The 18,725-nt window shown below is 46.5% G+C and carries 19 protein-coding genes and 1 pseudogene; 8 read left to right on the top strand and 12 right to left on the bottom strand.

Annotated elements, in window-relative coordinates; translation table 11 throughout:
* Positions 1-38: 38 nt before the first annotated feature.
* Together RJ60_RS16375 and RJ60_RS16370 are read left to right on the top strand one after the other, a co-directional pair.
* The gene (locus RJ60_RS16375) at positions 39-260 is read left to right on the top strand and encodes a hypothetical protein (protein WP_258006355.1); all 222 of its coding nucleotides are present in this window, start codon (positions 39-41) and stop codon (positions 258-260) included.
* Positions 245-1,275 (top strand): annotated as a pseudogene (locus tag RJ60_RS16370) (HD-GYP domain-containing protein). Before RJ60_RS16375 ends, RJ60_RS16370 begins: the two are co-directional and overlap by 16 nt.
* A gap of 113 nt (positions 1,276-1,388) precedes the next feature.
* On the opposite strand, the gene RJ60_RS14095 reads toward RJ60_RS16370, so the two are convergent.
* The 12 genes from RJ60_RS14095 to RJ60_RS14045 form a co-directional block, all read right to left on the bottom strand.
* Positions 1,389-4,145 carry a hypothetical protein gene (locus RJ60_RS14095; RefSeq protein ID WP_103135166.1) on the bottom strand — a complete coding sequence of 919 codons (2,757 nt, stop codon included), beginning with the start codon at positions 4,143-4,145 and terminating at the stop codon, positions 1,389-1,391.
* Between the two features lie 11 nt (positions 4,146-4,156).
* Positions 4,157-4,912 (bottom strand): thermonuclease family protein, encoded by a 756-nt coding sequence (locus RJ60_RS14090; protein WP_103135165.1) that lies wholly within the window; start codon positions 4,910-4,912, stop codon positions 4,157-4,159.
* A 231-nt stretch (positions 4,913-5,143) separates the two neighbouring features.
* Complete coding sequence (locus tag RJ60_RS14085; protein ID WP_103135164.1) at positions 5,144-5,512, bottom strand: hypothetical protein; 369 nt, start codon at positions 5,510-5,512, stop codon at positions 5,144-5,146.
* Between the two features lie 138 nt (positions 5,513-5,650).
* Positions 5,651-5,911, bottom strand: a complete 261-nt coding sequence (locus tag RJ60_RS14080) for a hypothetical protein (RefSeq protein WP_103135163.1) — start codon at positions 5,909-5,911, stop codon at positions 5,651-5,653.
* A gap of 6 nt (positions 5,912-5,917) precedes the next feature.
* Complete coding sequence (locus RJ60_RS15685; protein ID WP_180979977.1) at positions 5,918-6,058, bottom strand: hypothetical protein; 141 nt, start codon at positions 6,056-6,058, stop codon at positions 5,918-5,920.
* 117 nt (positions 6,059-6,175) lie between these two features.
* On the bottom strand, positions 6,176-6,601 hold the full coding sequence (locus tag RJ60_RS14075; protein WP_180979976.1) for a type II toxin-antitoxin system death-on-curing family toxin: 426 nt from the start codon (positions 6,599-6,601) through the stop codon (positions 6,176-6,178).
* Positions 6,602-6,976: 375 nt separating this feature from the next.
* On the bottom strand, positions 6,977-7,249 hold the full coding sequence (locus RJ60_RS14070; RefSeq protein ID WP_103135161.1) for a LexA family transcriptional regulator: 273 nt from the start codon (positions 7,247-7,249) through the stop codon (positions 6,977-6,979).
* Between the two features lie 326 nt (positions 7,250-7,575).
* The gene (locus RJ60_RS14065; protein ID WP_103135160.1) at positions 7,576-8,229 is read right to left on the bottom strand and encodes a histidine phosphatase family protein; all 654 of its coding nucleotides are present in this window, start codon (positions 8,227-8,229) and stop codon (positions 7,576-7,578) included.
* 228 nt (positions 8,230-8,457) lie between these two features.
* Positions 8,458-9,810, bottom strand: coding sequence for an 8-oxoguanine deaminase (locus RJ60_RS14060; RefSeq protein ID WP_103135159.1), 1,353 nt, complete (start codon positions 9,808-9,810; stop codon positions 8,458-8,460).
* A 16-nt stretch (positions 9,811-9,826) separates the two neighbouring features.
* Complete coding sequence (locus RJ60_RS14055; protein ID WP_103135158.1) at positions 9,827-12,664, bottom strand: AAA family ATPase; 2,838 nt, start codon at positions 12,662-12,664, stop codon at positions 9,827-9,829.
* On the bottom strand, positions 12,661-13,827 hold the full coding sequence (locus RJ60_RS14050) for an exonuclease SbcCD subunit D (protein WP_103135157.1): 1,167 nt from the start codon (positions 13,825-13,827) through the stop codon (positions 12,661-12,663). The genes RJ60_RS14055 and RJ60_RS14050 overlap by 4 nt, the downstream gene beginning before the upstream one ends.
* A gap of 10 nt (positions 13,828-13,837) precedes the next feature.
* A complete protein-coding gene (locus RJ60_RS14045; RefSeq protein ID WP_103135156.1) occupies positions 13,838-14,263 on the bottom strand; it encodes a PPC domain-containing DNA-binding protein in 426 nt (141 codons plus the stop codon).
* Positions 14,264-14,426: 163 nt separating this feature from the next.
* Between RJ60_RS14045 and RJ60_RS14040 the strand changes: the two genes are divergently transcribed.
* The 6 genes from RJ60_RS14040 (at position 14,427) to RJ60_RS14015 (ending at position 18,609) form a co-directional block, all read left to right on the top strand.
* Complete coding sequence (locus RJ60_RS14040) at positions 14,427-14,993, top strand: isoprenylcysteine carboxylmethyltransferase family protein (protein ID WP_103135155.1); 567 nt, start codon at positions 14,427-14,429, stop codon at positions 14,991-14,993.
* Between the two features lie 20 nt (positions 14,994-15,013).
* Positions 15,014-15,430, top strand: a complete 417-nt coding sequence (locus RJ60_RS14035) for a secondary thiamine-phosphate synthase enzyme YjbQ (protein WP_099829669.1) — start codon at positions 15,014-15,016, stop codon at positions 15,428-15,430.
* A 146-nt stretch (positions 15,431-15,576) separates the two neighbouring features.
* Positions 15,577-15,951, top strand: coding sequence for a hypothetical protein (locus RJ60_RS14030; RefSeq protein WP_103135154.1), 375 nt, complete (start codon positions 15,577-15,579; stop codon positions 15,949-15,951).
* A gap of 245 nt (positions 15,952-16,196) precedes the next feature.
* Positions 16,197-16,976 carry a MetQ/NlpA family ABC transporter substrate-binding protein gene (locus RJ60_RS14025; RefSeq protein WP_103135153.1) on the top strand — a complete coding sequence of 260 codons (780 nt, stop codon included), beginning with the start codon at positions 16,197-16,199 and terminating at the stop codon, positions 16,974-16,976.
* 11 nt (positions 16,977-16,987) lie between these two features.
* Positions 16,988-17,977: a methionine ABC transporter ATP-binding protein gene (locus RJ60_RS14020; RefSeq protein WP_103135152.1), complete on the top strand. Its 990-nt coding sequence runs from the start codon at positions 16,988-16,990 to the stop codon at positions 17,975-17,977.
* Positions 17,977-18,609 carry a methionine ABC transporter permease gene (locus RJ60_RS14015; protein ID WP_103135151.1) on the top strand — a complete coding sequence of 211 codons (633 nt, stop codon included), beginning with the start codon at positions 17,977-17,979 and terminating at the stop codon, positions 18,607-18,609. The genes RJ60_RS14020 and RJ60_RS14015 overlap by 1 nt, the downstream gene beginning before the upstream one ends.
* The last annotated feature ends 116 nt before the right edge of the window (positions 18,610-18,725 follow it).

Raw genomic sequence — 18,725 nt, 5'->3', positions numbered from 1 at the left:
AAATTATTCAAGTTCAGTAAAGCAATGGGAGGTGGAAAATGAAAGGATTTGATGAGCTAAGGTACATCAGACCTACGCTAGTCATATTCATTTTTGTTGTTACCGTTCTTCTAATGCTGCTGCCGTACCACGTCTTTCAGAACGAAGCGATAAGCTACAGCAGGAGATTTACTCGGGAATTTTCGAGACATCTGTCGAGAATCTTGCTTCCTCTTTATCAGTCGGTTATTTTCAATGGCATGCGATGTATAACGCGGTGAACTCCGGTGACAATGTTTTCATTGAAGAGATGCTCCAAGAAATACAGCAGGATTTCCCGGGACTGAGGTCCGCCAGGCTAATAGATAGACCACTCGAGGTACCTCTTGAAGGACAATACAAGCTAAATAACATTGATCAAGAGCTCTATCTTTATCTCAACATATATGACAGCTTGATGGAAAGAGAGATCCCCGATAAAGTCGTGATCGCCAGCATAGACAAGGATGCTCTACTGTCTGAGATGCATCTGGATGAAAGAGTGAGCTTAACTTCCGGAGGATCAAAGTCTTTTGCCTATGGGCTGAGGGCTGAAGTAAAAGGCTACGACCTCACGAAGTGGCTGATTTTTCACTCTTTGGCGTCTGGAATCATAGGCGTCCTAATTATGATGGAAGTGCTGGCGCTCGGTCTTTCCAGATACTATGAGATGCATGGTCTTCAGGAGATCATGTACTTGTGGGAGATGGAGGACTCATACACTGCCTTTCATTCTAAGAATCTGTCGAAGATCGCCGGACTTCTTGCGAAGAAAATTGGATTGCCTGGAAAAAAGATCCGAGACATTGTTAATGGAGCCAAGCTTCATGACATAGGAAAGATCGGAATTTCACATAAGATCTTGAGAAAAAGAGGACCGCTCGATGAGATTGAAAGGGAAGTCATTCAAGGACATCCAGAGCACGGAAAGGAAGTGCTTCAACACTTCAATACCTGAAGAAGTTCATTCCTTACGCTTACATGCACCATGAACGGGAAGATGGCTCCGGATATCCTCAGGATCTCAAGGGAGAGCAGATCCCGCTAGAGGCTAAGATCATTGCTGTGTCCGATGTCTTCGAAGCCCTCACTGCCGATAGACCTTACCGAGACGCTTACTCCTTTGTCGAAGCAATTGATATGATGACTGAAATGCCGCTGGATCAGAGTATAGTCTCTGCACTCATAGAGATCCTTCCCGAGCTTGAGACGGAACTAAGCGGGAGGAATCCGGAGAAGTGTTGGGAGAGAACGTGAGTTAGTAATAGTGGAGGGCAAAACAGAGTAGCTTGGTTGTGAATTGTTGTCCCTGAAGGCATGATCACAGATGCCAGAAGCCGGTGAAGAGGGTTCAGTAAGGGCTTGGTCTCTCAAAGCAAATCATGTTCGTCTGCAGAATTGCTTACGACGATTTTATTTACTTTCGCATCTTCTGCAAGTTTGAAATCAATACCCAATCTAATAAGTATGCTCACTTCTACTCTTTCACTATCGTCAGTAACTTCATACTCTTTCACGGAATATTTGTTTCCAGGGATTGGATCCCTAATATCAAACGATAGATCCCGAAATCTCTTTCTGGTTGGTTCAGAGTAAGTTTTCCTGCGTATAATGCTAACTTTCGAAGCGGGAATGAGATACAGTATGCTCTTATCAGAGTCGCAGAGAAATCTCGTTATGGAGATCTCACAGTTTCCTATCTTCATTAAGCAGTTCTGATCATCACAATGAATTCTTTTCTCGATCACCTTTGGGTAACGCGGAAAACTTGATATGAAAAGAACCACGTATTTTGAATCCGTATTTTCATTTGCCACTAAAGATTCAATTTGCTCGAGAGTATACTGGTTTTCCCCCGTCTTTTTCTCAATGACTTCAACAAGTTCACTTATTTCTTTGCGCGCCAGTTTCTCGCTAAACTGCCTTGCCAATGGATAAAAATACGGCTCAGATGCTCTCTCAGAGACTAAGTACTTCCTCTCGATTTCTAGCTTCTCTTCAGGAAAGAATGTCGGTGATTCCCCCAACTTACTTGAAGCTCCATTTTTCAGCAAGAACGAAGAGACAGAGGCTTCCTTGAAAGTGTCTCCGATTGTTCTGCAGAGTTCATCCATTAAGGAATCATCGAGTTCATCAGTCTCAGATCTTCTACTTATTTCGTTTTCCACATGGATATTTAGCCATTTCAGGAATTCGTCTCGTATACTGTTGAGCTTACTTTCGGCTTTGCTGGAATCGAAGCCAAGTCTTTCGAGCAATTCCTTACTACTTTTCAGTTCTTCTGTTTGTGCAACCAACTGATCGTGTAAGTAATTGATGTGTGCCAGGCATTCGATCTCCGTATTCTCAAGGATCCTTCTTACTCTACTAGTAAAGTCCTTATTGCCGAAATTGATTTCCGAGAACTGATAGGATCTAAGTAGCGAGAGAACATAATAACTTGAGTGAGACCACTCTAAACCATCGAGCGAGTGATTATAGTCCAGTCTTTGAATTACCGGTAGTCGTAAGTACAACCCTATTGTCTCTATTGGTCTTTTTGGAACTATGCTGACAGGTTCTTGATAGTCTTTTCTTGAGTCCGAATAATCCCATATTGCCCTAACAAAATCATAAGACTTGAAAGACAACGCATACACACAGATCTCGAACATGATTTCTCTAAGTTTCTCTTGGATCAATGTCTCAAATATTTGCACTCTAGCTCCATCTATCTGTTCCGGCAATTCTGGAGTCTTCTGGAGTTTGCTGATATCCTTTTCCAGTTTGTCTAGGTCTGCCAGAACTTCCTCAAACCTCTCCTGAGTGTAAGCGAAGAAAACCTTGCCCTCAATGGCCTTGGCTTCATTCCAAAGCTCATCAAATCTGGTCTTATTTGTTTGATCACAAAACCTGTCAATTATCATGAGCAAAGAGCCACTTCTGAATTTGCTCAAGTTGTGCTGCCAGCGCCAGGTCTCACGAATCGTTTTCTTGAAGAGCTTCAGTTGATCATACTTGAGCATCAATACCATTATGTTTTTCAAGTATCTGCTTATTTTTTCAACCCAACGGAATGACATACTGAAGTGGCGACTGGAAGTTGCGAAAGAGAAAAGCTCCACAGTTCTCATTAACGCTGTCTCGTGATTATTCAGAGCGTTGCCAGAGGCTCCTCCTATCTTATTCAGGCAAAAATCATCAAACTCCAGTAGTCCTCTGAGAACAGTATCTACTAATGAATTACTAAGAGATCTCCTGCCCATATTGTGGCCATCTCTAACAATTTCCTCTATCACCAATATGAATGAGTCCATAGCCGAGGCAATTCTGGAGTTATATCCGCTATTCAGAACTGCCTTGTTGATGGAAATCATTTGCTTGACAATATGATCTACGATTGCGAATTCAATCTGTTGTGATTTCTGCTTCTCCTTGCTGGTCTCCAAGTCATCTGACTTTGCTATTTTGACGATTGTCGAGGCAAAACACATTGTGACTTGCTCAAATACGTAGTTCTCGTCGTTGTTGTTCATTTCGGCTACACACACATCTCTTGCAGCTATTATTGTTTCTCTGAAATCCTCAACATCCTTGGAGTTCTCAATATCCTTGAAACCCATAATATTTGTGAAATCAGTGCTATAGATTTCCTCGGTAATCTCCTTCACAAGATACCCCGGGTTTGAATATAAGGATACCCTCAGAATAGCAATCACGAAAGGTATGAATACTGTGAAAACGCCCACCAATGATAGAATCCTCATGTAGTTGACTAAAGGCGAACACTGAGAATTGGCATCACAAACCCCAAACACCTCTGCTCTCAGAAGCAAAGCTAGAAGTATCAAAGGGACAGCACATTTTAGAAGTCTGAAAATGTCTCTATCTAGTTTCACTTTCTTACCGGCATAATATCCGTACTTTTCTCTGAGTCTGGATAGTATCCCCTGTAGAACTGGAGCCGCAATTCCGACCATCGCTGAGGACAAAGAGATCACATCTCTTGTGAATTCACCGGATAGCTTAAGAACAGGAAAGAGGAGAAACGCAACGACAATGTTCAGACAAACAAGAACCGGTATCAGATTCCGGTAAAAACATTGTCCTATATAAACGATCTTGGTCCTCAAGGAAAAGTCTGACATGATTCGCCTCCCTACGGTTTGCAAACACTGCAAGGTTCATATCCTCTCCTGATGGCCTCTGAAAGTCTTATTGCTACCACGCTTTCACTCAAGTATCTGCATCCGTCTCTGTGATACTTGGTTCCCGTGTCTGTTATGTATACAATCGGATCGTAAGTAGGAGCGCTTCCTTCTCTTTGCGCTTCGACTACGGAAGAATCTTCTCCCCAGATACAAAGCGAATTATCTCTGGCGAGTGTTTCGGCTTCAGCAAAGATCGTCATGTAGCTCTCGTCAAAAGCACAGGTTGTGCACGCATTGCCATAACCGTTAATGATCGCCAGGAGATTGAAGAGAATGTATCTTGTCTCGCCCTGATACTCTACGGGGATCCAAACGTATGCCAGAATCCTTCCAAATTCATCCACAGGATCAGAGTCGTATGAGAGAAGTATCTTCTTGTCAACAAGAACTTCTCTTGCAAAGTCAGAAGCTGTATTGCTCAGAGAACCGTCCGGGTCCGAGCTATCAATGATCTTCGGAACCTCCAAACCGATTAGTCTTACAGATTCTGCGAAGTTCAGCGACTTGCTCCTCAAAACGCTTATTGTGTCTGAATCAGTGATCAAGGCTATCTCTGCTTCTGTGAAGTCAGAAACCTCGTCGAAGAGGCATAGGTATTCCTGCGCGTAGTAAGCTGATACGTCCCCTAGCTGAATACTAATCGGAGTGATCGAAAACGAAAGTACACCCAGAACGAACAGCAAGAAAAGAGTCAGTCCTTTCATCTTGTCCCCCTAGTACTCGTTTCCATTCCCCATGATAAGTGTGGCTAATAGAATGACAGTACGATACTACAATCAGGTGATAATGAAAAATGAGCGGAACCATACTTCGTTGATACAACGATCTACCTTTGAGATTCCTTTCTGATTGCTTCTGATTCTCAAACAAGTCAGCTTACCATCATTGAATCTGTTGCGGCTCTCTTCCCGAGACAATCTGGACTGTTGTCCAAATTACGGATTGAACAGTCTTCTGTTAATGTCTTTAAGTTTCTCTGTCAATTCTCTATCCTCATCATATGAAGAAGTTCTCTCTGGTTTCTCAGCAGTTTCTTTGAGACATTTGTTTGCGGTTTCGATGTAGCCTTCCAATGCTGGAATCTGATGTTTTTCCAACTCATCTTCTCGACATTCAATGATCACACATTCGCCGCTGATTCTCATTTTGCGTTTCATAGAATCAAATGATTCTTGCAGAGCTTTTTTGAAGCATTCTATCCATTCCTCTGATGGACTTTCAGATAGTTGCACATAGAACTCAAGAATCACAGAATCAATCCTATTAAACCTACTTTCATCAATGCATTCAATTCTAATAGACATATCTCTCCTCCTTTACGGAATTTGTCCAAGACAACACTTAGGTGCCCTTCCTTTCTAGATGCTGTTCAGTCTGTGAACGCTTCCGACAGGAAATCTCCATGCGACCTGAGACGTAGTTTGCATTGATCATCATTTCGATCACCTGATCTTCTCTTCATTAATCACCTCATACTTGCCCATCGCTATGATGTTGCAGTAGAAAGTCCCCTTAATGCAGAAGTAAGATTCATCTTCCCCTGCTTCTCCAATCATAAGAGGGGCCTCGAAAAAGATCTCTTCCCCAAACTTGTAAAGGTATCTCTGCAGGAGAACTTCCGTCTTCGCTTTTATTCTCCAGGTGTTCCCTGTTATGACAAAAGCGTCAGTATTCTTACTAGCTGATCCTGTGTAAGATCTCACGACTCTCTATTCAGAAGTCGTGTCATACTTCCAGGTTCCATTTGCGTTCAAGATGACAGTTTTTCCGTTCTCAGCAACCGCTGTAAGACCTAAAGAAGTGCTTACAAGAAGTAAGATAAGCAGAGTTACCAAAAGCAAGATCTTCACGGCCACGCCTCCTATCAATTGTGGCCGCAATCCGCACTTACTTGTACATTCCCCATTAGTGAACAATAAAGATTAATCAGAAAGTGCTCTGTATTAAAAGTAGGTAATTAGTAATGTTCAACGTTTCTCGAACTCTTGTCTTGAGCTCTTGATACAGCAGCCTAATAGCCAATTGTAGATCTCTGCTCTTTCCCAGTTCTTATTGGAATCTGCTACACGCACTGCGATCTCAACTATTTCATCGTTATCAACATTTAGCTTATAGCCATTCTTGTTTAAGAATGTTTCACCTAAGAACATATCAAGTCTCTTGTTTCCATCATAAAGAGGATGACCTCTTATAATACTTCTTATGACGACTGCGGCTAACATGAGTACATTGTCCTCGTAATACTCGCTTACCGCACATAATCCTGATACATAGCATAATGGACCATTGTTGATAATATTGATTGGGTCATTCGGGTGTTCTCTCGCAAGTAAATCTATGGCCCAATTAACTGTCTCTTCCGAAAGCCATTCAATACTTCGATAATTTTTCAAAAGCAGATTTCCTGCGCTCGATAATGTCTTCCATTATTTTGGAATCTGATTCTTTGAAATGTGGTTCTGCTCGCACCGCTCGATAACTGCAAACTGTTTTTCTATGCAAAACAGTTCTGGATTTTGTTTTATTTGCCTTTCCGCTTTTCATAATGAATAAAACTCCTTTCATTCTGCTACTATTACTGACTCACAATAACAGAACTAGGTTCTTAAGAATTTTCTTTAGAATGCTTACCTGTCACTACTCCGGTAATTCCCCACTTCGGGTTATTCCTAAGAATTAGAGCAACCCCTTCAAATTCCGGGTTCTTAGGCTCAAGTATAACGATGTTCGTGGTTTTGCTATGTATGTATCGTCAGTCAATAAAAGAGTCATGAATCCGAAAACTTTCTCTTCAAACCAACAACTACCCCTATAATAGCACATTCGGCGTCCCATCTATCCTTGTCTATTCTAATAGGCTTATAGTCAGGGTTCTCAGAGGTAAGAAATATCATGTCAGATCGCTTCTGAAAGTATTTTGTGACGCCTTCCTGGCCGCTTATTCTCACAACCAAGATCTGGCCATTCCTGGCGACTGGTTGCTTTCGAACGAATACGACATCACCGTCAAGCAGTTTACGGAACATACTGAAGTCGGTCACTGCAGGGCAAAGTCAACTGCATCACTCTGATTGACTAAAGCGTAGCCCGAAACCATGAGTACAGAATCCATTATTTACTACTAGATAGCCGACAAAGCGCCCAGAGTTTACCGTGCGCAGTTTCCGTCGAAGCTCCCCTCCCCGTGCAGGGTCAGGACACTCTTCCGCGAGCTGCAGACCATGATACCCATGCTCTCGCAGTCCAATACAGCTACCGGTTAGAAGAAAGCAAATAGGACACGTCACTGTTTGAATGTTAGAATCTTATGCAAAGCCATCTTCAGCATTTTCCTTCAATGAAAAGATTGTTCGATCTTATCGGAAATCTAATAACTCCTTTCAGCAACATCAAGATAAGAGTCGTCTGCCCATTCTAGAAGGCTGAGAGTAATTCTCGAGTTCTCCTTTCGAGCTTCTACCGAGGTAACCGAGCAATTTCTTATGAAAACTCCTTCTCGCTCGTAGAAGGTGGAGATGTCTAGATTGTCACACATATATGGAAGAGCCATTGACAGGAGACCGCCATGGCTGACCATTAGAGCCGGCTCTCCAGAACCCTCTTCGAGTGCATATTCAATACCTTTCCAAAGCCTGTCGATTATCTCGCGGTGGCTTTCGCCTTCCGAGATTCTTGTGTCCATTTCCCCGGTGGCCCATTTCTCTTTCAGATCAACGTACAACTCCCTGGCTTGCCCGGCAATTTTCTTTCCTTCGAAAATGCCTACGGAGAACTCTCTGATTTCATCTGCAATAACTGGCGTGAGCCCCCATTTTGAGCAGACAATCTCTGCCGTCTGAACGGCTCTGTGAATCGGCGAGGTGTAAACCTTCCGAATCGCTCTGGAACGCAGAAATGCAGATGCCTTTTCCGCCTGTCTCCTCCCCTGATCAGTCAGAGGATAACCATCGTTCCCATTCGCAAAACGGTTCTCAACATTTGATTGACTTTGTCCATGGCGCAAGAAATAGATCTCTGACATTTATCCCTCCAGGATTAGTACTAGAATTCAAGACGATAGCGAATGATTCGCAAGATGCAGTCCGGCCGAAAACTACTTTGATCTGTGGTTGCCAGTCCCTCGCCGCTGAAGAATCGCGGTTATTAACGAGTTACGACGCCTCACACTATGATGCATGAAGACAGTTTACGGAAGCCATCCTGTTGTGTAACTCACTCGGTAACTTCTGGATAATTCACCCGGCTTGTCTCAGGCTTCAATCAATCTGCAAGATATTTCGTTGTGCCTCTTGATTAGTTCTGAGAGTTCGCCATCGACTATCCTGCCGTTCTGGACGCGGATCTTCCCGTCAATCATTACCAGGTCGCTGTTGTGAGGGTCGCATAGAACGAGAGAAGCCACCGGATCGGATAACCCTCCGGCCATCGAGAGAGTGTCCAGTCTGAAAGCGGCCAAGTCGGCAGACTTTCCCGGCTCGATCGAACCGATGAAGTCGTCCATTCTCAAGACCTTAGCTCCGCCCAGCGTCGCGAATTCCAGAACATCCCTCGGCGAAAGGGCGTCGGCTCCTTTGAGGACTCTTTGAAGCATCAGGGCATTTCGTATCTCAAGAAGCATGTTTCCCGTATCGTTCGATGAGCTTCCGTCAACGGCAAGGCTGATCCTGATTCCGGCTTCCTTCATTTCTTTCACACGGGCGATTCCCGATCCAAGTCTCATGTTTGAGGAAGGGCAGTGAGCCATGCCGCAGTCATGCTCGGCGAGCCTCTTGATGTCTTCATCGCTCAGCCATACGAGATGGGCGAACCAGCTTCGCTCGTTGAGCCAGCCTACTTTCTCCATGAAATCGACCGGTCTTAATCCCTTTTTCTCGATACAGAAATCGTCTTCGTCCCTGGTTTCGGCGAGATGTGTGTGAAGAAGCACGTCATACTGCCCGGCGAGTTCGGCCGTTCTGACCATCGACTCTTCGGTCACCGAGAAGGGAGAGCAGGGCGCCAGAGCTATCCGCAGCATCGAGTGTTTTTCTCTATCGTGATACTTCTCTATCAGTCTTACGGAGTCCTCGATTATCTCTCTCTCGCTCTGGACGACCGAGTCGGGAGGTAAGCCTCCGTCTTTTCTGGAGAGAGACATCGAGCCCCTGGTGGGGTGAAATCTCACGCCGGTACTGCGGGCCGCTTCTATTTCGCTGTCGATGAACTCTTTCCTTCCCGTTGGGTGAAGGTAAAGCATGTCGGTTGTCGTTGTCACGCCGGAGGCCATCATCTCGTAAATCGCCACTTTGCTGCTGACATATATCGCTTCGTTGTCGAGATTCTTCCACCTCTCGTACAAAAAGACAAGCCAGTCGAACAGCTTGGCTGAGGCGACTTCCTTTACGCTGCGGAAAAGCGACTGATAGAAATGATGATGAGTGTTGACAAAGCCGGGAGTGATGATCCGTCCGGCCAGGTCGATCTCGACGTCGCCCGGAGGAGGAGTTCCCCTGCCGACATCGACTATTATTCCATCTTCGACGACGACATAAGCGTCTTTCAGCTCTTCTCTCCTTTCATTCATTGTCACAAGATAGTCTATGTTCTTGAGTACTGTTTTCAAGCACTGCACCTCCGATTCAAAGAGATTCGTCTTCATTCCTGCCGTTCAGTCTTATGACCTTCTGAGCCATTTCAGAGAAGACGTCATCGTGTGTAACTATTATTGATTGATCGAGTTCGCCAAAGAGCTCTCTGAGAGAATGGGCAAGCAGCTCTTTCCTCTCCTTGTCGAGATTCGATGTCGGCTCGTCGAAGACGGCAAATCTCGCTCCGCTGAGGACCCCCGTCATTGCGGCTCTCAGACAAAGAGAGACCAACACCTGCTCCCCGCCTGAGAGATTAGAGAAACTTCTGATGCTACCGTCGCCGTATTCGGATGCTTTGACGGAGACTTCGTAATCTTCGTTCCATCTTATTGACTCTTCGGTCCCGGATATTCGTTGGTAGTCTAGGGTCGCCTTTCGCTCTATCGCATCACGAAATCCGGCGGTTATTCTCTCTCCGGTGAGATTGAGATTGTCTCTAATCATCTCTGCGAGTTTGATTTTTCTGGAAGTTTTTTCGCCGGCTCTCTTCTTGAGCTTCTTCTTTTCTTCCATCTCTGCGAAGTTCTTCAGATCTGCCCGCAGAGAGACTATGTCTCTGCCGATGGATATTGTTTCGTCTCGTTTGAGAGCATAACTTTCTTCGGCCTTTGTCTCATTTCTCTTCAGTTCTTCTAGACGGCCATAATCGAAGCTCTTCTCAAGAGCAATAATCTCTTTTCTGAGGCCGGTCACTCCGGCCGCCTTCTTTCTGCATCTTTCGAGCGAGGCCCGGCAGAGGGCTGAGTACTCCTCGAGATAGCCCGCAAGAGTCACATATTTGTTGAATCTTTCATAATCGTTTTTGTTAAGAACCATCGCTCTGCGAATCTCTTCAATCTCCGCTCTCAATCCGGGAAGCTTTCCAAGTTCCTCCGCAAATTCCTTAACAATGCTTGTCTGAGCATCGATTTCGCTCGACCGGGAAGCGAGTTCTTCCTCCGTCTTCTTCTTCAGTTCGTTGAGTGATTTGATCTTGCTCTTGACTTCTTCCAGGCGCGAATCCCTTTCTTCAATCTGATTCTTGAGCGTGGAAATGTGTTTCTTTTGAAGCTCGAGCTCTGTGGAGGCATTTCGAATATCTTTCTCTACACTCTCGCTCATCTCGTCAATCTCTCCGGACTTTCCTGAAATCGTCGAAAGCTGAAGAAGGAAGCTCTTCGCTCTCTCTTCAAGATCAAGCTTCTCTTTTTCTAGATCAGCCTTTTCCTTAAGTTTCTTATCCGTCTCTTCTATCGCTTTGAGGGCAAGAGCCCTCTCTTCCGCCAGTTTGCCTAGCCTCGACGGGCTCTCCTTCACTTCTGCAATCTTTTTCGAGAGCTCTCTTTCACCGGAGGCAAGCTGGTTTATAAGACCTTCGATGTATCCTTCATAATCACTTCTATTTTCGATGTTCTTGCATTTCTCATCCAGGAGCGGACAGATGCCAACGGCGAGAGAGCCTCTGTATTCTTCAAGCGCCTTTCTCCGGGAAGCCTTGCTGACACAGGCCTCGTTCAGCTTTTCAAGGAGAAGGACTTCCTCTTTCGCTCTTTCTATACCGCTGTCGATTTTCGCCAGCCTTTCATTGAGTTCCTCAGAACCCTCCGTTTCTCCAAGGCTCCTTAAGAGATCTTCAAGAGCGGCCAGCCGTCGCTCAGGCTTCCTGTATTCTTCGAGGATCACCTTAAACGCCTCTTTTCTCGAAAGACACAGGTTGTGGGCTTCGCGCTTCTTGCCTGCCTCGAGTTCCGCCGCTTCCATCTCTCTTCTTAGCTCTTCTCGTTCCTTCTTCAGTTCTTCAAATTGCTTCTCGCTCTCTTCCAGTCTTTCCTCTGAATTCGAGAGCGCTCCGCTTGACCTGGCAACTTCCGTCTGCAGTTCAGCTATTCTCTTCTCAATGGCAGCCGAGCGCTCGCCAAGACCTTCCAGTCTTCTTTTTTCGGCGCTTAGAGCATTTTCTTTTTCCAGAAGTCTCTCATAGAGATCGTGGCCGTCCCTGCTTTTGTCAATGATTTCTCTGGCCTCGACCGCCCTCTCTCTTTGCCTCAGGTTGCCTTTCAGTGCAGCAGCTTCGTCCCTCAACGACTTCAGTTGCTGCTCAAACTGTCCTCTCTTCGAAGAGAGCTCTCTTCCGATTTCCTCGAGACGAAGTCTCTCTGCTTTGACTTTCTTGAGGGCATCTTCCAAAGACTTCAGTTCCTCCCTTGCCCTCGAGAGGTCCTCCGAGAGAGTCTTCATCCTCTCTTCGACTTCTGCCTTTCTCTCCAGCTGCTGCTCCATGAACGCGATCTCTCTCTCAAGAGTTTCGTTCTCACTCCTCAGGTCGGTGAGATAACTGCGCATGAAATCCGTTGAGATCTTCCTGTAAAGGTCGACCTGGAAGACCCTGTTGAAATAGTCCCTTCTCGCAGCAGGACTGCCGAGAAACTGATCGGCGATTCTATTCTGAAAAGCTACTATCACGTTCTCGAATGTCTTCGAGATGTCTCCCTGAAGACCGCAGATAATTCTGATCTTCTCTATCACGTTTTCCTTCCCGCGGGCAATGAGAAGTTCCCCCTGATGCAGCTCGTGACTTGAACCGGTGCCGAAGACTTTCTCGACCCTGTACTCCAGACCGTCGTCGGCCAGAAAAGTCACGGTAATTTTCGATCTTCTCTCGTTCCACTTGATTGCGTCTTCCTGTTTGTCGCGCAGTCCTCCTCCGAAGAGAGCCAGTCCGATAGCTTCAATTATCGATGATTTCCCCGAGCCGTTTCTTCCAAGGATGAGGTTTATTCCCTTCTCGAAGGTTTCGGAATATCTGGAGTGGCTGCGGAAGTTCTCGAGATCTATCGAAGTAATCCTCAAGAGCCACCACCCACTATGGCTTCAAGAAGGGCATCGACGGATTCTTTGAACAGGTCATACCTTCCATCTTCCTGAGACTGCTTCATCTTTTCTATTGCGGCCACAAGGTCCTCGCCTCTTGCTCCGAGCTCCTTCCACTCCCTGGAGCCGAGTATGACCTCTCGTTCGATGTCTCTCGCACTCATCAGTCTGTAGTCGTCGAGAGTGATCTCTCTATCCGTTCTCCTGACTCTAACAAAGGCCTTAAGGGCTCCGGAAGACTCTATCTCCCTCTCAAGACGCACAGGATCTACGTAGAACTCTCCGCTTCCCGTTACCGTAACGAGTACTATTGCGCCTCTATGAATCTCATGTTCGTTGACAAATCCGTCAAGGTCGTCTCCCTCGCCGGGAAAAACGGAGAATTCCTGTCTTTCCCTCCTGCGAGAGTCGTGAAAATCGGCTGTTCCGCTCTCCGTATCGAATACGTAAAATCCCTTACTATCTCTCTCCCAGACGTCCCAGTATTCGAGAGATCCGGGCACGAAGAAGAACGGCTCTTCCGCAGGAAAAGCGAGTTGAGAATGCAGATGTCCGCCTCCGGCATAGATCACCTTCGACCTGAGAATCTTCAAGACTTCGGGTGACACAAGGCCGGGAATGAAGTTGTCGTTCCCGGGCGCGGTGTGGATAAGTATTATATTGTCTTTGCCTTCAAGAAAAGAAGAAGCTTTGAGGATCATCTCCTCTGCCATGAAGCCGGGATAGCCAAGTCCGAACACCTTGAATCCTTCGATGCTGACGTTCGGAAAGATGATGTCCTTTTCGCCCTGAACCGGGCAGAGCAGCTCCAGATACTCTGTCTCATGGAGAAATCTCAGCCAGGACTCGTTTGCGCTGAAGCTCTTGTCGTGGTTCCCCTCTATAGCCAGCACCCTGATACCGTTTTCTTTCAGTCTGGAGAGAATACTCTGCGTTCTGGCAAGAGTGTCGGGATTGATGTCTCTCTTGTCAAAGAGATCACCCGTTATGAAGAAGGCATCCGGCTTGTTCTGTACGGCCCAATCAACTACATAGTCAAAGGCTGAAAAATAATCTTCGTATCTTGCAGACGAATAGGGGCTGTTCGGGGAGCCGATCGGTCTTCTCCCAAGGTGAATATCGGAGCAGTGAAGGAATCTCAATTCGATGGACTCACTTTCTGAATTCCAGAGGCGTTGCGGCGCCGGAAGCATCTCTGATGAGTTTCAGGTCACCGGTTCTGACGGCAAAGAGCTCCGTCGTGTTGCACACTGTTCCTGCGAACAGGTGGCCGCCAACTGCGCTTCTCGAAGGTCCGGCTAACGCAACGTGAAGATGCGGGAATGGAAAACCGCCCTTCGACGATACGTTTCCCGATATGTGAATGAGCTCATGTGGAACAGAGATCATCTCCTTTTCGTACTGCTTTTTGGAAACGTTGTACCAGCCGATCTCGAAATCTCTCAACATTCCTATTCCGCTGATAACAACAAGTGAATCCAGGTTGTTCTCCGTAAGTGTATGAACTAGAGTGTGGATGAAATCCTCGCCATCCTCGAAGCGAAAGAATAGTACTCTCTCACCTTTTCCAAAAATCATCTCATCACCACCTGTATTACGATTTTACTACATCTGCCGCACCCCCACATTTGCTAACAGTTACAGTCGGAAGACATCCAGCAAGGGCTTTGATGTGAGATTTTCTTCACCCTGGTCTGATGATAGAATTGAATTGCATTCACTTTCTCCTGGAGGTTTCGTTATGTCTGGTCAACTGTTCTTCTTCTTCGTTCTCATTTTCTGGGTCGGATTCGACATCTATCTTTTCTTCTTTCACAACAGAGAGATCAGTGGAAAACTCCAGGAGAAGCGATCGAAGTACATTATGCTTGCTTTCGTTCTATCTGGCATGTTTGGAGCGGTGGCTGTCGACGGCAGCTCAAAGGAAGCGTTCATGATGCCGTTCCGTCCTCATAGATGGGTTGGGGTTGCATCGATGATCTTCGCGATCGTGGTCCGTTTCCTCGTAGTCAGGCAGCTGGGCTCTTCCTTTGCAATCGATGTGGGGGCCCTTCCCGGTCAAGAGCTGAGAACGGATCGACTGTTCAGAGTAATCCGTCATCCAGCCTATGCCGCCGAGATAGCAGGGTTTCTGGGTCTCGCGCTCGTCTTCGATTACCCGCTCAGTTCGATCCTTGCTTTCATACTACCGACGACAGGCATACTGTACAGAATCGCCGTGGAGGAAAGAAATCTCGAATACATCTTCGGAGATGCTTATAGGGATTACTGCAAGAAGACGTGGCGGCTAATTCCTTACGTGTTTTAGTCGATTAGGAGGTGAAGGATTTGAAATCATACAGGAAGGAACTTTTCTTCAACACCGCTACCAGGAGAGAGATAATCAATATCACTCCAGATGTCGAAAGAGCGCTCAAAGAAAGCGGAATCCAGGAAGGACTTCTGCTCGTGAACGCAATGCACATAACTGCAAGTGTGTTCATCAACGACAATGAATCCGGGCTTCATAATGACTTCGAGAAATGGCTGGAAAGGCTTGCGCCCGAGAAACCTTACTCGCAGTATGAACACAACGGATTCGAGGACAATGCGGACGCCCACCTGAAGAGGACCGTTATGGGTAGGGAAGTTGTGGTAGCCGTTACTGAAGGAAGACTGGACTTTGGACCATGGGAGCAGATCTTCTACTATGAACTGGACGGTATGAGAAGAAAGCGAGTTCTGATAAAAATAATCGGCAATTAAGATTCGAATTGTAACGGTTTTCAGAGGCTTTGTCAGATATACCGGCCTAAACAGCCACAGACCGGTGCGGAGTCCCCTGTTTCGCTTTGCGATAACCTCCTCGGGGTGTTATGGTAATAGTAACACTTATTATGGAGGTGCTATCAATGAGCATTGGAGAAGCATCACTAAACTCCCGATCGGTTGTTTTTCTCGACGGGGGTTTGGTTGATGTTACGCCTTTTGCGAAGAGGGTTGGGATCAAACTGCCGGTAGTTATCACGGAGAATCTCTGGAATGAAATGGTTAAGACCGACGAGAATTCCAGGATGTACGGACAAAAAGAAGAGAAGCGGCTCGACAGCCTGCTTTCCACATTGAGCATGGAACTGCTTAAGGGTAGAGCGAAGGATCTCTCGTTCACTTTCCTGGTCTGCAAAGACCCGAAAACAACCAGTTGCAGGCTTCTGAAAGCCTGCTACAAGGAAAGAGATGACGGTAATCGGTTCATAAGGATTTCTGGTTACAACGAATCTAACTGACTCTGGAACAGGCACGAGCTTTTATTTACAATATCGACTTGTTCTGGAAAGAGTCGTTGAGCTATAATGAGCTAAACGAACGCGAGGTTTGCATATGAACAATAAGACTTACAGAGGAAAAAACAGAAAAGCTATGATGATGTACGGCAACGCCCTTGTTTCTTCGGGTGCTTAGCTGTACCTGAGAAAATAGAAGCAGGGCGTCTCAAAGGAGACGCCCTTTTTTTATATCAGGAGGGATTTGTATGAAGAAGTTTCTAGTGTTACTGGTTCTACTGGGAGTCGTATTTGCGTTCGGTACCACGAAGATCAGGATTGGCGCCACTCCAGTTCCCCACGCCGAGATTCTCGAGGTAATCAAGGCCGACCTAGCCGAGCTGGGCTATGAGCTGGAAATCGTTGTGTTCAATGACTATGTGCTTCCAAACATCGCCCTTTCCACAGGGGAACTCGACGCGAATTACTTCCAGCACGTACCCTATCTGGAGTCCTTCACTTCACAAAGAGGAATAAAAGGGCTGGTCTCAGCAAAGGCCATTCACGTCGAACCAATGGGGTTCTTTCTCAAGAAACCTCTTTCAGAGCTCGCACCAGGTGATAAGATCGCGGTTCCGAACGATCCGACAAACGAGGGCCGAGCTCTCATTCTGCTTCACAACAACGGGCTTATTGAGCTCAAGGATCCTTCGAAGCTGGAATCCACAGTTCTGGACATCAAAGAGAACCCAAGGCAGTTGACCTTTGTTGAAATCGAGGCCGGGTTCATTCCAAGGGTCTACACAGACGACAAGACCGTCGCCGGTGCCGTCATTAACACCAATTACGCTCTTACCATCAACCTAAATGCAGTCAAAGACTCGGAGTTCATTGAAGGTGGTGAATCTCCGTATGCAAACATAATCACAATTCGAGAAACTGACAAAGGCGAAGCATGGCTCGAAGCTCTCATCAGTGTTTTGACGTCGGAGAAGGTAAGAGACTTCATAAACGAAAAGTATGATGGTGCGGTAGTACCCGTCTTCTGAGGTTTGATGCTTTGATACTGAGCGTTGACAGACTTAACCTCTCTTTCGAAGACAAATCGGGAAGGAGAAAGATCCTCGATGATGTCAGCTTCTCTATCGAAGAGGGCGAGATTGTCGGAATCGTAGGGTTGTCGGGAGCAGGGAAAACCTCTCTGCTCCGTACCCTTAACCTACTCCAGCCGGTGGACAGCGGATCGATCATGTTCGATGGCCAAAACATAGTCGGGCTTAACGAAAGCAAAGTGAGGAGCATTAGAAAGAAGATAGGAGTGGTTTTCCAGAGCTACAACCTGTTTCGCTACAGAACCGTCTACCAGAACATCGCTTTTCCTCTGAAAATTCAGGGAATCGGCAGGGGCGAGATCAGAGAAAGAGTTATGAGTATCGTTTCGGAGCTCGGCCTGGATCACAGGCTGAGCGCCTACCCTTCGCAGCTCTCCGGCGGCGAACAGCAGAGAGCGGCGATCGCCCGCGCTCTCGTAATGGATCCAAAGCTGATTCTTCTTGACGAACCCACTTCCGCTCTCGACCCGAGGACTACGGGCAGACTTCTCGACCTCGTAGTGAATCTCAACGAAAGACGCCGCGTCACCTTCGCGGTTGTAACCCACGATATGGATGTCATTAAGAGAACCTGTGACAGAGTCGCCTATTTGCAGAATGGGAAGCTGCACTTCTTCGGACCTACGCACGAATTCTTCGTCAAGATCGAGAACAATGAAGTGAGTGACTTTGGAAGCCCTCTCGAGCTGGAAAGAAGCGTCCTTTCAGGGCAGAAGCGGCTCTTGAGAGTACTCTTCTGGGGCGAGCGAACCCACGAACCTGTTTTGTGGGAGATAGCAAGGGAGTTCGATATAATGATCAACATTCTGTACGGGAAGATCGAAGAGCTGAAGAACGGGCCCTTCGGAACAATGATCATCGCGATTGATGGGCAAAGACAGGATCTGTTCATAGAGAAACTTAGGGACTCCGTCTTCTTTCTCGAGGAGGTCCGCTGATGTTCTCACAAATACTTAAGGCGACGCTCGAAACTCTATACATGCTTCTTCTCTCCGGTTTCCTGGCAACTGTTTTCGGTATTCCGCTAGGCGTAGGTCTTTACCTCTGTTCAAGATCACGAAGGTTGAAGACCCTCTATGCGTTGCTCGATCTGCTGGTAAATATCTTCAGATCAATACCTTTCATTATTCTCGTGTTGCTTCTGATTCCCGTTACGAAAAACGTAATGGGAACGATAATCGGGCCGAATGCCGCGATCTTCAATCTTACTATTGCAGCTATACCTTTCATGGCAAGGCTTGCAGAGAATTCTTTCAATGCCGTGCCTTCGGGAATTATCGATTCGTCAAACTCTATGGGATTGAATAAGTGGCAGATGGTCACAAAGGTTCTGATACCGGAAACACTGCCAGATCAGATCGGCAATATAACCGTGCTTTTGATCAATCTCGTAACCTATACCGCCATAGCGGGTGCAGTCGGGGCCGGAGGTCTCGGTCAGCTGGCAATCAACTATGGCTACTACCGGTTCCAGTGGGACGTGGTTCTCTACGCTGTGATCGTTCTCGTGGCGATCAGTCAGCTTCTTCAGTTCACTGGAGGAAAACTGGCGAAGGGATTGCGAAAATAACTTTGGAAACAAGGTTTTTCGGAAGCGTCTCGGAATTGAATCATTTTGACTTTCGTCGTCGAAGCCAGAATGTTGTAAACTGGTACCGGGCAAAACAAGTTGATTGGAATACAGGT

Source organism: Mesotoga sp. B105.6.4, assembly GCF_002896535.1.
Classification (GTDB): Bacteria; Thermotogota; Thermotogae; order Petrotogales; family Kosmotogaceae; genus Mesotoga.
The sequence above is the reverse complement of the archived record's forward strand: the minus strand, read 5'-3'. Positions and strand labels throughout refer to the sequence as shown.